This window comes from Mesorhizobium sp. M0001 (assembly GCF_040324255.1).
Taxonomy (GTDB): domain Bacteria; phylum Pseudomonadota; class Alphaproteobacteria; order Rhizobiales; family Rhizobiaceae; genus Mesorhizobium.
In genome coordinates this window covers 194,404-207,698 of the sequence record NZ_JAMYVS010000007.1, presented here as the reverse complement: position 1 = coordinate 207,698, position 13,295 = coordinate 194,404, and the positions used below count along the sequence as shown (strand labels likewise).

13 protein-coding genes are annotated in these 13,295 nt (G+C 62.6%); 6 read left to right on the top strand and 7 right to left on the bottom strand.

Going from position 1 to position 13,295, the window contains the following annotated elements; translation table 11 throughout:
- The first annotated feature begins 1 nt into the window (after nucleotide 1).
- From lptG to rsmA, 5 genes are all read left to right on the top strand, one after another.
- Nucleotides 2-1,084 (top strand): LPS export ABC transporter permease LptG, encoded by a 1,083-nt coding sequence (gene lptG, locus NKK50_RS20835; protein WP_023702945.1) that lies wholly within the window; start codon nucleotides 2-4, stop codon nucleotides 1,082-1,084.
- Nucleotides 1,084-3,534, top strand: coding sequence for an LPS-assembly protein LptD (locus NKK50_RS20830; RefSeq protein ID WP_023743802.1), 2,451 nt, complete (start codon nucleotides 1,084-1,086; stop codon nucleotides 3,532-3,534). Before lptG ends, NKK50_RS20830 begins: the two co-directional genes overlap by 1 nt.
- Before the next feature lie 91 nt (nucleotides 3,535-3,625).
- A complete protein-coding gene (locus NKK50_RS20825; protein WP_023731133.1) occupies nucleotides 3,626-4,555 on the top strand; it encodes a peptidylprolyl isomerase in 930 nt (309 codons plus the stop codon).
- Nucleotides 4,556-4,567: 12 nt separating this feature from the next.
- Nucleotides 4,568-5,596 (top strand): 4-hydroxythreonine-4-phosphate dehydrogenase PdxA, encoded by a 1,029-nt coding sequence (pdxA, locus tag NKK50_RS20820; protein WP_031246866.1) that lies wholly within the window; start codon nucleotides 4,568-4,570, stop codon nucleotides 5,594-5,596.
- 37 nt (nucleotides 5,597-5,633) lie between these two features.
- On the top strand, nucleotides 5,634-6,470 hold the full coding sequence (gene rsmA, locus NKK50_RS20815) for a 16S rRNA (adenine(1518)-N(6)/adenine(1519)-N(6))-dimethyltransferase RsmA (protein WP_023743800.1): 837 nt from the start codon (nucleotides 5,634-5,636) through the stop codon (nucleotides 6,468-6,470).
- A 210-nt stretch (nucleotides 6,471-6,680) separates the two neighbouring features.
- On the opposite strand, the gene NKK50_RS20810 is transcribed toward rsmA, so the two are convergent.
- On the bottom strand, nucleotides 6,681-6,977 hold the full coding sequence (locus tag NKK50_RS20810; protein ID WP_198022429.1) for a hypothetical protein: 297 nt from the start codon (nucleotides 6,975-6,977) through the stop codon (nucleotides 6,681-6,683).
- A gap of 23 nt (nucleotides 6,978-7,000) precedes the next feature.
- Here NKK50_RS20810 and NKK50_RS20805 point away from each other — a divergent pair, with 23 nt between their 5' ends.
- The gene (locus NKK50_RS20805) at nucleotides 7,001-7,375 is read left to right on the top strand and encodes a Fic/DOC family protein (RefSeq protein ID WP_348524570.1); all 375 of its coding nucleotides are present in this window, start codon (nucleotides 7,001-7,003) and stop codon (nucleotides 7,373-7,375) included.
- 84 nt (nucleotides 7,376-7,459) lie between these two features.
- On the opposite strand, the gene gmk is transcribed toward NKK50_RS20805, so the two are convergent.
- The 6 genes from gmk to fabG all read right to left on the bottom strand — a co-directional run bounded on the left by gmk (nucleotide 7,460) and on the right by fabG (nucleotide 13,247).
- Nucleotides 7,460-8,134: a guanylate kinase gene (gene gmk, locus NKK50_RS20800; RefSeq protein ID WP_023672729.1), complete on the bottom strand. Its 675-nt coding sequence runs from the start codon at nucleotides 8,132-8,134 to the stop codon at nucleotides 7,460-7,462.
- A 6-nt stretch (nucleotides 8,135-8,140) separates the two neighbouring features.
- The gene (locus NKK50_RS20795; protein ID WP_023743798.1) at nucleotides 8,141-9,031 is read right to left on the bottom strand and encodes a YicC/YloC family endoribonuclease; all 891 of its coding nucleotides are present in this window, start codon (nucleotides 9,029-9,031) and stop codon (nucleotides 8,141-8,143) included.
- 264 nt (nucleotides 9,032-9,295) lie between these two features.
- Nucleotides 9,296-10,552, bottom strand: coding sequence for an endolytic transglycosylase MltG (gene mltG / locus NKK50_RS20790; RefSeq protein WP_023695598.1), 1,257 nt, complete (start codon nucleotides 10,550-10,552; stop codon nucleotides 9,296-9,298).
- Nucleotides 10,553-10,754: 202 nt separating this feature from the next.
- Entirely contained in the window at nucleotides 10,755-12,017 is a 1,263-nt protein-coding gene (gene fabF / locus NKK50_RS20785; RefSeq protein WP_023685687.1) for a beta-ketoacyl-ACP synthase II, read from the bottom strand.
- Nucleotides 12,018-12,051: 34 nt separating this feature from the next.
- Nucleotides 12,052-12,288: an acyl carrier protein gene (locus NKK50_RS20780; protein WP_006203723.1), complete on the bottom strand. Its 237-nt coding sequence runs from the start codon at nucleotides 12,286-12,288 to the stop codon at nucleotides 12,052-12,054.
- Between the two features lie 221 nt (nucleotides 12,289-12,509).
- Complete coding sequence (gene fabG, locus NKK50_RS20775) at nucleotides 12,510-13,247, bottom strand: 3-oxoacyl-[acyl-carrier-protein] reductase (protein ID WP_023685686.1); 738 nt, start codon at nucleotides 13,245-13,247, stop codon at nucleotides 12,510-12,512.
- Nucleotides 13,248-13,295: the final 48 nt, after the last annotated feature.

Below are 13,295 nucleotides of genomic sequence, written 5' to 3'. Positions count from 1 at the left end.
GATGGGCTGGACCCTGGGCCGCTACTTCTTCTTTCGCTACGTGTCGATCACGATCTGGTTCTTCATCGGCCTTCTGGCGCTGGTGTTCCTGATCGACTTCACCGAGCTGTCCGGCCGCATCACCGGCCTGCCGGGCTTCACCTACGGCACGGCGGTCGCGATCTCGGCGCTGAGGATGCCAATGATCATGCTGCAGACGGTGCCGTTCGTCGGTCTGTTCTCGGCGATGGCGACGCTGGTGTCGCTCAACCGCAAATACGAGCTGGTGATTGCGCGATCGGCCGGAGTGTCGGCCTGGCAGTTTCTGTTGCCCTGCTGCATAGGTGCGCTGTTATTCGGCATACTATCGGTCGGCGTGCTCAATCCGATCGCCGCGCATGGCTTCTCATGGTCGGAGCAGATGGAAAACCAGCTGCGATCCGGCAATTCGAACGTGGTGGCGGCCGATGCCACGCCGTGGATCCGCCAGAAAACCAACTCGGGCGACACCATCATCGGCGCCCGCGCCATCCTGAACCAGGGCCTGGAAATGGCCGACACCGTGTTCTTCGTCCTCGATCCGCAGGGCAACATCGTCGAGCGCAAGGACGCCGCGCGGGCCTTTCTGCGCGACGGCTACTGGGAATTGCAGGACGTCAAGGTGTTCAAGGACGGCAACATCCGTTCCGAAACGACCGACCAGTTGCCGACCAACCTCAAGCCGGAATTCGTGCAGGAACGGCTGGCGCGCCCCGAAACCATCCCGTTTTACGACCTTCCCGGCAAGATTGAGGTTGCCCGCTCCTTCGGCCTCAAGGCAAATGCCTTCGCCATGCAGTTCGATTCGCTGGTGGCGTTACCGTTCCTGCTTGTGGCCATGACGCTGATTGCGGCAACAGTTTCAATGCGATTTGCGAGGATGGGGCAGTCGGCAACGATGATTCTGGGTGGCGTCCTCGCCGGCTTTCTGCTTTATGTCGTTTCGGTATTGGTCAAGGCATTCGGCGTGGCGGGATTCGTGCCCACAGCCGTGGCTGCATGGGTTCCGGTTGTCGTGGCTATGTTCTTTGGGGTGACATTCCTGCTATACAAGGAAGACGGCTAGTGAGGGAGGCGGCTTTGCGCAGCCATAGGCAGGCCGGTTTGGCGCGCCTCTATTCGGCGAGCGCCTTGGCATGCCTGCTCGCCTGTGGCGTGCTGACGGCCCCTGCGCTGGCGCAGGACGTCACCGACGTGGCAACGAAGGTTCCCTCCGGCTCCCAGATGCTGCTGGCGGCCGACACGCTCGTCTATAACAACGACAACCAGACGGTCACCGCCATCGGCGGCGTCCAGATCGACTATGGCGGCAACAAGCTCGTCGCCCAGCGCGTCGTCTATGATCGAAACACCAAGCGGCTGGTTGCCAGCGGCAATGTCGAGATCGTCAACAGCGACGGCACCAAGATCAACTCGCAGCATATCGATATTACCGACGATTTCGCTGACGGTTTCGTCAATGCGCTGCGCGTCGAAACGCCCGAAAAAGCCTATTTCGCCGCCGAAAGCGCCGAGCGCATGGGCGGCGTGCTGACAACGTTCCACAACGGCGTCTATACGGCCTGCGAGCCTTGCGAAGACAAGCCGGACAAGGCGCCGACCTGGCGGATCAAAGCCAGGAAGATCATCTGGAACGGCGAAAAGAAAACGGTTCGCTTCGAGAACGCGAATTTCGAATTCTTCGGTTTCCCGCTGGCTTATCTGCCGGCGTTCGAGATCGCCGACCCGACGGTCAAGCGCAAAAGCGGCTTCCTGATCCCCAGCATCGGCTACAACAATCGTCTCGGCGTCGGCGTCAAAATCCCCTACTACTTCGCTTTGTCGCCGACCTACGACCTCACCGTTACCGGCAGCGGCTACACCAAGCAGGGTTTCCTCGGCGAGGCCGAGTGGCGCCAGCGCTTCAACAATGGCCAATACACGCTGAAGCTTGCCGGAATCAACCAGCAGGACCCTGGCGCTTTCCGTGATTTCGCGGCTTTCCCCGGCGGCTACAATGTCAATTCGGGGCCAGCAGGCGATCCGAACAAATTCCGCGGGATGATGGGCACCAAAGGCCAGTTCGCCATCAATCCGCGCTGGGACTTCGGCTGGGATATCCTGCTTCAGACCGACAAGAATTTTTCGCGTACCTACACGATCGAAGGCTACAACGACGCCGTGCATCAATCGTCCGTCTACCTGACCGGCCTAAACGACCGCAATTATTTCGATGTGCGCGCCATGCGCTTCCAGGTTCAGGAAAACACACCGGACGGCAACGTCGCATCGCGCAGCGACAAGCAGCCCTGGGTGTTGCCGTCGCTCGACTATGCCTACATCCCCGACATGTCGGTGGCCGGCGGCCAGCTGTCGTTCAACGTCAATGCACGAGTCATTCGCCGCGACGATCTCGATCAGGCCTATTTTACCCCCTATGTGCCGGGCTCAGGCGTCCAGCGCGTGCGCGGCATCGAGGGCGAATCCGGTCGCCTCACCGCCGAAGCCGAATGGAAGCGTACCTTCACCACGGACGGCGGATTGCAGTTGACGCCCCTTCTGGCTCTGCAGGGCGACGTCGACTATCTCAACGCTTCTTCGGCTTCGCTGACTGCGGTAAACCAGATGGCAACGAATGTCGGTGCCGCCGACGACATGCGGTCTTCCTTCGCCCGTTACATGGCGACCGCCGGCCTTGAGATGCGCTGGCCGGTGCTGTTTTCGATGGCCCGCTCCAGCCATATCGTCGAGCCGATGGCGCAGGTCTTCATGCGCCCGAACGAGCAGTATGTCGGCGGGCTCGCCGTTCCCAACGAGGACGCACAGAGCTTCGTCTTCGATGCCACGACGCTGTTCGAGCGCGACAAGTTCTCCGGCTACGACCGCGTCGAAGGCGGCAGCCGCGCCAATGTCGGCTTCCGCTATTCCGGCGCCTATGACAATGGCTGGGGCACCAATGCCATCTTCGGCCAATCCTACCAGCTGGGCGGCCGCAACTCCTTCAATTCGCCGGATCTGGTCAATGTCGGCGCCAATGTCGATGGCGCCGCCAATTCGGGCCTGGAGACTTCGACCTCCGACTATGTCGGCCTTGTCGGCTTCAGCAGCCCGAGCGGCTTCTCCGGTTCGCTCAGCGGCCGCTTCGACGAGCAGACCTTCGAAGTTCGCCGTGCCGAGGTGAAGGCCGCCTATTCCGGGCTGCCGGTTTCGCTGAGCGCCAAATACGCCTTCATCCAGGCGCAGCCGCTCTATGGTTTCACCACCGACCGCCACGAAGTCACGCTCGGCGCCTCGACACACCTGGCCGAAAACTGGCGCGTCTTCGGCACCGGCACCTACGACCTGCAACAAAGCGTGCTGGTCAAGGACGGCGTCGGCTTTGCCTACAATGATTCCTGCTTCACCTACCTGATGACGTACTCGGAATCACGCGACATCAAAACCAAGGAAGTGTCGCAGAATGTCGGCTTCAACCTGTCGTTCCGCACGCTCGGCGATTTCGGCTCGTCCCAAAGCTCGATCGACTCCATCCAGTAGAGCCGGCTGACGACATCGTTTTGCCGCATAAAGCGGGCACGGATTTCGCCAATATCGGGCTGGAATCGGCCAAAACCGGGCTAGAATTGGGATGCTTTCGATGAGGAAATACCTGTTTTCGGCAGGATTCGCGCTCCTGTTCGCGGCGACCTCGGTCTCTGTCACCACGATGGTACCGCCGGCCTTCGCCAGTGAAATCAAGTATGTCGTCAACAACATGCCGATCACCACCGGCGACATCGCGCACCGGGCTGCCTTCCTGAAACTGCAGCGCAAGAAGGGTGACGCGGGTCAGGAAATGATCGACCAGACGCTGCGTATGGCGGAGGCCAGGCGTCTCGGCATCCGCATCTCCGACGCCCAGGTAGAGGCTGCCTATCAGCGCTTTGCCTCGAGCAACAAGATGCAGCTCAAGCAGCTCGACGGTGTCATGGCGCAGTCCGGCGTGACCAAGGAGCATTTCAAGGAATTCATCCGCTCCCAGATGGCGTGGAACCAGGCGCTGAGCGCACGCTACAGCGGCGGCGGCGGGCAGGTGAGCGAACAGGATCTGGTCAAGCGCATGCTCGAAAAAGGCGGCGCCAAGCCAAGCGCCACCGAGTACATGCTGCAGCAGGTGATCTTCGTGGTGCCGAAGGCCGAGCGCAGTGCCACACTCGCCAAACGCAAGCGCGAGGCCGAAGCCATGCGCGCCCGCTTCAATGGCTGCAACACCACGCGTGAATTCGCCAAGGGCCTGATCGACGTCACCGTTCGCGACCTCCCCCGATTGCTGGCGCCGCAACTGCCGCCGGACTGGGCCGAGCAGATCAAGGCCACCAAGCTGGGCGGCGCCACGGCCGTGCGCGAGACCGATCGCGGCATCGAATTCATCGGCATCTGCTCATCGCGCGAGGTTTCCGACGACAAGGCGGCCCAGATGGTGTTCCAGAGCGAAGGCAGCGGCGACAAGAACGCCGACGAGCTCTCGGCCAAGTATGTCGAAGAGCTGAAGGCGAAAGCCAAGATCGTTACGCGCTGAACCGGCCCAGCCGTGCATGAGACAGAGCTTCCGCTGGCGCTGAGCGTCGGCGATCCATCCGGCGTCGGTCCGGAAATCGCCATTGCCGCGTGGCAGAGCGCCCGCGGTTCCGGTGCCGCGCCCTTCTATCTTCTCGCCGATCCGGCGCTGATTGCCGCGCGGGCGCGCCGGCTCGGCGCGGCGGTGGCAATCGCCGAGACGGTGCCGGCCCAAGCAGCTGGTGTCTTTCAACACGCCTTGCCCGTGGTGCCGCTGGCGGCCCACTTCACCGATGATCCCGGCCGGCCCGACCCGGCCAATGCCGCCGGCATCATCGAGGCCATCGATCGCGCCGTCGCCGACTGCCTTGCCGGTCATGCGGCCGCGGTCGTCACCTGTCCGATCGCGAAGAAGCCGCTTTACGATGCCGGGTTCGGCTTTCCCGGCCATACCGAATATCTGGCGCATCTGGCCTCGCTCCATATAGGCGGCGCGGTGATGCCGGTGATGCTGCTCGTCGGCCCCGAATTGCGCACCGTTCCGGTCACCATCCACATCGCGCTGGCCGAGGTGCCGAAGACGCTGACGACGGAGCTGATCGTTGCCATCGCGCGCATCACCGCCGGCGATCTTGCACGCCGTTTCGGCATCGCCAGGCCGAGGCTCGCGCTTGCCGGCCTCAATCCGCATGCCGGCGAAAGCGGCGCCATGGGGACAGAGGACGAGCGCATCATTCGTCCTGCGGTCGACATGTTGCGGGCGCAAGGCATCGATGCCTTCGGGCCGCTGCCGGCCGATACGATGTTTCATGCGCGCGCCCGCGCCGGCTACGACGTGGCGGTCTGCATGTATCATGACCAGGCGTTGATCCCGGCCAAGGCGCTGGCCTTCGACGAGGCCGTCAACGTCACGCTTGGCCTGCCGTTCATCCGCACCTCGCCCGATCACGGCACAGCCTTCGACATCGCCGGCAAGGGCATCGCACGTCCCGACAGCCTGATCGCGGCGCTGAAGCTGGCCCGCCGGCTGGCCGATACCGGCGCAAAGCCCGCAGCTGCATGAGCCCAAAATCATGAGCCCAAAATCATGAGCCAAATTCATGAGCATTGACGGGCTGCCGCCGCTGCGAGAGGTGATCGAGCGCCATGGACTGCAGGCAAAGAAGGCGCTTGGCCAGAATTTCCTGCTCGACCTCAATTTGACCGGCAAGATCGCGCGGGTCGCCGGCGACCTCAGCGACAGCACGGTGATCGAGGTCGGCCCCGGCCCCGGCGGGCTGACCAGGGCGCTGCTCGCTGCCGGTGCCGGCCGCGTCGTCGCCATCGAGCGCGACGAACGCTGCCTTGCGGCCTTGGCCGAGGTCTCCAACCACTATCCGGGCCGGCTCGAGGTGATCAGCGGCGATGCGCTGAAGACGGATTTTGCCGCTCTTGCCAAGACCGCGTCACAAGTCGGCCCGGTGAGGATTGCCGCCAACCTGCCCTACAATATCGGCACCGAGCTGTTGATCCGTTGGCTGACCGTGGCGGACTGGCCACCCTTCTATCAATCGATGACGCTGATGTTCCAGCGCGAGGTGGCCGAGCGCATTGTCGCCGGTGCCGGCAGCGATGCTTATGGCCGGCTCGGCGTGCTGGCGGGCTGGCGGACCGAGGCGAGGATCGCCTTCGACGTGCCGCCGCAAGCGTTCACGCCGCCACCCAAGGTAACGTCGTCGGTGGTGCATCTGGTGCCGCGCGCCAGCCCTTTGTCAACCGACGTGAAAAAACTCGGCCGCGTCACCGAAGCCGCTTTCGGCCAGCGCCGGAAAATGCTGCGGCAGAGCGTGAAGAGCCTGGGTGGCGAGGCACTGCTGACGCGCGCCGGCATCGATCCGACCCGGCGTGCCGAGACGCTCAGCGTCGAGGAATTCGTGCGGCTGACAAACGCGGTTTGACCGGCGGCGCTGGTCGGCCGTGGACCCAAATCGCATCCTGTGTGACAGCGACGACAAGCAGCTAATAGCGGCATGCAGTTGCCGGTGAGTCGCCGAGCGTGATATTGTCGTCATATGAAAAAGAGTACCTCAAGCCTCCGGCCGACCCAAAGCCAGTTTGTCCTGACCAGCGGCAGGGGCGAAAAAATCAGCGCGGTTGAAGGCTTGAAGCTATCGCAACGTATGGGCTTCATTCTGAAGGAAAGCCGTGAGCGCGGCCTGAGCGGGGATGAGCGCAGGGCGCTTATCAAGGACCAAGTAACCCGCAAGAAGTAGGATCGGCAGGTGGTCTATGCCGCTGAACATGATCCGCTGTGCTAGCCAGGCACGACCGTTCTCCGCAACAGGCTGAATATCAAAGACCAGGCCCAACTCGATGAATTCGAGTTGGCACTTTTCCTGACCAGGGCCGACGAACATATCCCCGCAGGCCGTCTGGATTTCGAGCACTACAAGGCTGTCCATCATCACCTGTTCCAGGACGTTTATGAATGGGCGGGAGAGGTTCGCGCCATCCGCATCGGCAAGGGGGGGGCAACTGGTTCTGCTATCCTGAGTATATTAACCAGGAAATGCATAGAATTTTCGGCGAACTCGCCGACGGTGATTATCTCTGCGAACTCGACCTCGACGCCTTCGCCGTTCGGGCCGCGCATGTTTTGGCCGAAATCAATGCCGTCCACCCGTTTCGCGAAGGCAACGGCCGCACGCAGCTTACCTTTCTGGCAATGCTGATGGAGAATGCGGGATTCCCATTCAATGCCGATATGCTCGGTCGCGAAAACGTCCTGAATGCGATGATTGAGAGCTTTGCCGGCGAGGAAACCCCATTGGCAGAACTCATAAAAGATATCGCCAGCCAGTAACAGATGCCCACAGCGTCATATTGCCAGATCGTTTGCCAAAGACGCCTTCATGGGGACAGCCGGCCATCGGGGAACGACAGCTGCCTATTCCGTCTTCTCGTCCAGCAACCCCGAGACGAAATCGAACAGCCCGGGCCGGCGGTCGCGCCGCAGCCTTTCCGCCGTCACGATTCCACGCACTTCGGCGAAGGCGCGGTCGAGATCGTCGTTGACGATGACAAAGTCATATTCCTTCCAGTGCTCGATCTCGTTGCGGGCGTTCTTCAGCCTGGTCTCGATCACGTGCTCCTGGTCCTCGGCGCGGCGCTTGAGGCGCGACTTCAATTCCTTCATCGACGGCGGCAGGATGAAGATCGAGACGATGTCGGCGCGCATCTTCTCCTTGAGCTGCTGGGCGCCTTGCCAGTCGATGTCGAAGAGCATGTCACGGCCCTGCGCGAGCGCCAGTTCGGCCGGCTCGCGCGGCGTCGCGTAGCAATTGCCGTGGACCTCGGCCCATTCGAGCAACGCGTCGGAATCGCGCAGCCGCTCGAACTCGCGCGTGGTGCGGAAGTGATAGTGGACGCCCTCGATCTCCGAGCCGCGGCGTGGCCTGGTGGTGACCGAGACCGATAATTCCAGGCTGCCGTCGCTTTCCAGCAGGTTGCGCGCGATCGTCGACTTGCCGGCGCCCGACGGCGACGACAGAACCAGCATCAGCCCGCGGCGGCGAATGCGGGATCCGAGATCCCTGGCAACCATCGGCTCCTTGCCACCCATTCGGGTTTACTCCAGATTCTGGACCTGTTCGCGAAACTGGTCGACCACCGCCTTCAGTTCCAGCCCGATGGCGGTGACAGTGGCGGCGTTCGACTTGGAACACAGCGTATTCGATTCGCGGTTGAATTCCTGCGCCAGAAAATCGAGCTTGCGGCCGATGGCGCCGCCATTTGCCAGCAGCGCTCTGCCCGACGTCACATGCGTCTTCAGCCGGTCGATCTCTTCACGGATATCGGCCTTGGTGGCCAGGAACGCCGCTTCCATGTGCAGCCGGCCGGCATCGAGGTTGGCCGACGCATCCATCAGCAGCCGCACCTGTTCGGCGATTCGCTCGCGGATCGCCGCCGGTTCGCGCGACGGGTCGGCCTCGGCTTGAAGCGTCAACGCCTCGATGGCGTCGATATGGCCGGAAAGCAGCGAACGCAGCGCTTCGCCCTCGCTCTGGCGTGCCTGCTCGAGGCCTGTAAGCGCCGTTTCCAGCGCGGACAGGATTGACGCGTCGAGTGCTGCCCGCACCTCCTCGGTTTCGCTGGTTTCAGGGATATCGAGCACGCCGCGCAGGGAAAGCAGACCGTCGGCAGTTGCCGGACCAACACCGAACTGGTCCTGCAGCCGCTTGGCCAAGCCCGCCAGATCCCTGAGGAAGGCTTCGTTGACCACTGGCTGCGCCTGCTGGCCGGCGGCGCGGCCGACGGTCAGCGTCGCCTGGAAATTGCCACGCGAAAAGCGCTTCTGCAGCGTCTGCCGCACAGTCGGTTCGAGCCGCTCGAAACCTTGCGGCAGCCGCAACCTGACCTCGACGCTCTTGCCGTTGACCGACTTGACCTCCCAGGCGATCGAGGCGCCGTCATGTTCGGCAACAGTGCGTGCAAATCCGGTCATGCTCTGCAAATTCATGATGCGGCTCGTGTCTCCCTGATGGTCCGATTCTAATAATTGCGCATGCGTTCGATATCACGGGCAGCGCGAATGTCAGAATCGCAATACCGGCAAGATCTTGATTTCTGGTGTCGTTTCGATCTCGCGGGGCTGAAATCGAGCGAAGCAGAGGCACCCGAGCAAGACCGAAGACGCTTCGAACGGCGCTACTCGTTCAAAGCAGCAGCGCGTCCGCCTCTGTCCGCATCGCTTAAGGTCGATCCGTCTGAAAGCGCCGGCCTGCTACTGGGCGGCACCCGTATCGCCGGCATCACCGCTGTCACCGGCGGCATCGCCACTTGCGTCACCGTTGTCGTCGCCATCCGCCGGCGCATCGGTCTGGCCCGGAGTCTTGGCGCCCTTGGCGGCGTCTTCAGCCTGCTTCTTCTGCAGTGCCCGGTAGCGGGCAACGTTCTCATTGTGCTCGGCAAGCGTGGTGGCAAAGACGTGGCCGCCGGTGCCGTCGGCGACGAAATAGAGATCATCGGTCTTCGACGGGTTGGCGACGGCTTCGAGCGCGGCGCGGCCGGGATTGGCGATCGGCGTCGGCGGCAGGCCGTTGATCAGATAGGTGTTGTAAGGCGTCTGTTTCTGGATGTCAGATTGATAAATCGGCCGGTCGGCGGGTTTGCCCTTGCCGCCGAACAGGCCGTAAATGATGGTCGGATCGGATTGCAGCCGCATGCCCTTGGCCAGACGGTTGAGGAAGACGGCGGCAACGCGCGAGCGCTCGTCGCCCCGGCCGGTTTCCTTTTCGACGATCGAGGCCAAGGTGACGAAGTCGTCGACATTGGCCAGAGGCAGGTCGGGCGCGCGCCGCTGCCAGACCTCGTCGACCAGCTTCTTCTGGTCGGCGAGCAGCTTGTCGACCATCTGTTGGCGCGTGGCGCCGCGGGTAAAGCGCAGCGTGTCGGTGGCGAGGCTGCCCTCAGCCGGCTTGGCGGCCGGCATGTCGCCGGTCAGCGCATCCTGCTCGGCGATGCGCTGCAGCGCCTGCTCGACCGTCAGGCCCTCGGGAATGGTCAGCGAGTACATCACCGACTTGCCGCTCTTCAGAAGCTCCATGATGTCGCGCATGGAGGCGCGCGGCTTTATCTCGTATTCGCCTGCCTTCAGCGCTGAATCATTGCCATAGACCCGCACGGCGATGCGGAAGATGCGGGCATCGCTGATCAGCCCACGCCGTTCGAGCTGGTCGGCAATATCCTGGACGCCGGTGTTCGGCTTGACCAGGAAGGTGTCGCCGGCCACCGACGGGCCCGGTTCGTTGAATGCCTGCTTGCCGAAATAGAGCGAAACGCCGGCGGCGAGGATCATCAACATCACCGCGGAGATGACGAAGTTCATGAACACGACGACTTGGCTGCGCGAGGCGCGCGAGCGCTTTGGTGGTGGTGTGCCGGCTTCCGGGCGCAAAGCTTCGGCCGCGGTCTTCGGCACGATCGGGCCGGTCTGCTGGTTTTGTCCGAATTGTCCGCTGCCGCCCGGATTGGTGTTCATTAGCGCCCTACCATCTGATCTCTTAGAGCGACCATGCGCCCGATTGGACGCACAGCGTGCCCTAACATTTCAAGCCTACGCATCGTGCTTTTAAAAAAAGCGCCTTCGGTTTCAGGCCGATGCGACGAATCCCCAGCGGCAGAGTAGGCTTGAATATGGCAAAATTGACGACAGACCGCTGGCGCGCCGGTCGATACCGCAATCAGCCTGTATAACGCTGGAATACCAGCGAAGCGTTGGTGCCGCCGAAGCCGAAGGAGTTGGACAGCGCCACGTCGACCTGGCGATGCCGTGGCGTGTTCGGAACAAGATCGATCGCGGTTTCGCGTTCCGGGTTGTCAAGATTGATGGTGGCTGGCGCGATGTTGTCTCTGATAGCGAGGATCGAAAAGATCGCCTCGGCGGCGCCCGCGGCACCCAGGAGATGGCCGATCGACGACTTGGTCGACGACATCGAGATTTTCGAGGCGGCGTTGCCGACCAGCCGCTCGACGGCGCCGAGTTCGATCGTGTCGGCCATGGTCGAGGTGCCGTGCGCGTTGATGTAGTCGACGTCGGCGGGCGTCAGCTTGGCCCGGTTCAGCGCCGCCGTCATGCAGCGGAAGGCGCCGTCGCCGTCTTCGGCCGGTGCAGTGATGTGATAGGCATCGCCGGTCAGGCCGTAGCCGGTGACCTCGGCATAGATCTTGGCGCCGCGCGCCTTGGCGTGTTCGAGTTCTTCCAGCACGACGACCCCGGCGCCCTCGCCCATGACGAAGCCGTCACGGTCGCGGTCATAGGGACGCGAGGCCTTCTCAGGCGTGTCGTTGCGGTCGGTGGACAGTGCCCGGCAAGCAGCGAAGCCGGCAAGCGATAGTCTGGTCACCGGCGATTCCGCGCCGCCGGCCAGCATCACGTCGGCATCGCCGAAGATGATCAGCCGGGCGGCATCGCCAATGGCGTGCGCGCCGGTCGAGCAGGCGGTGACGACGGCGTGGTTGGGGCCTTTCAGCCCATGCCGGATCGATACCTGGCCAGATACCAGGTTGATAATGTTGCCGGGAATGAAGAATGGACTGATACGGCGCGGTCCGCGCTCTTTCAGGATGATAGCGTTCTCGGCGATGCCCTCGAGGCCGCCAATGCCGGAGCCGATCATGACGCCGGTGGCGCAGCGCTCGGCTTCGGTGCTGGGCTCCCAGCCGGAATCCTTCAGCGCTTCGTCGGCGGCCGCAATCCCGTAAAGGATGAAGTCGCCGATCTTGCGCAGTTCCTTGGGCTCGAGCACGGCTTCGGGATTGAGCGTGCCGTTGGTGCCGTCACCGCGCGGAATGACGTGGGCTATCTTGCAGGCAAGATCTTCCACTTCGAACTCGGTGACGCGCTTGGCGGCGCTGCGGCCGGTCAGAAGTTCCTTCCAGCTGTGCTCGAAGCCCATGCCGAACGGCGAAACCAGGCCAAGGCCCGTGACGACGACACGCCTCATCGCAGGTCCTCCCCGGTGATGACTGCGGATAGTGTCAGGCTGAAGCCTTGTCGATGTACTTCACGGCATCGCCGACGGTCAGGATGGTCTCGGCCGCATCGTCCGGAATCTCGACGCCGAACTCTTCTTCGAAGGCCATGACGAGTTCGACCGTGTCGAGGCTGTCCGCGCCCAGATCATCGATGAAGCTCGCCTGCTCCGTCACCTTGTCGGCATCGACGCCAAGATGTTCGATGACGATCTTCTTGACGCGCTCTGCGGTGTCACTCATTTGGGGCATCCTCGTCTTTTGTTTGTCTGTCTTCGTTAGCGGGCAGAATGCCGCTAATCAAGCTGAAAGATGGTCCTGCCGGAAACGCAACGATGCCGGACCGGTTTTTGCCCGAACCGCCGGGTTGCGGGCCGCATTACACGAAAAATGGCTGAGGTCCAAGGCGAAATGGTCTCTTTTCACAAGCCGGCCATGTCTTCTTATCACCCGGCAATATCCTGTCAGATCATGGCCATGCCACCGTTGACATGGATGGTCTGGCCGGTGACGTAGGCTGCCTCGTTGGAGGCGAGATAGGCGACGGCCGACGCCACTTCAACACTCGTGCCCATGCGGCGCGTCGGGATCGCGGCCATTATCGCGTCTTTCTGCTTGTCGTTGAGCTTGTCGGTCATGGCCGATTCGATAAAGCCCGGGGCGACGCAGTTGACGGTGATGTTGCGGGTGGCGATCTCCTGCGCCAGCGACTTGGAAAAGCCGATCATGCCGGCCTTGGAGGCGCAATAATTGGTCTGGCCAGGATTGCCGGTGACGCCGACCACCGAGGTGATGTTGATGATGCGGCCATGGCGGCGGCGCATCATCGGATGGGTCAGCTCGCGGGTCAGCCGGAACACGGCGGTGAGGTTCACCTCCAGCACGCTGTCCCAATCCGCGTCCGCCATGCGCACGAACAGGCCGTCCTTGGTGATGCCGGCATTGTTGACCAGTATGTCGACGCCTTCGAGTTCGGCTTCGGCCTTCTGGCCAAGCGCCTTGACCTCGTCACGGTCGGCAAGATTGGCCGGGAACAGCTTTACCCGGTCGCCGAGTTCGCCGGCCAGGGTCTCCAGTTTCTCGATGCGGGTGCCGTGCAGGCCGACAATGGCGCCTTGCGCATGCAGCACCCGGGCAATCGCCTCGCCAATGCCGCCCGATGCGCCGGTGACGAGCGCCTTGCGGCCGGTCAGTTCGAACATTTTCGTCTCCTGATCTTAAGAGAACACCCTTCCCACGGGAGGGGTTAA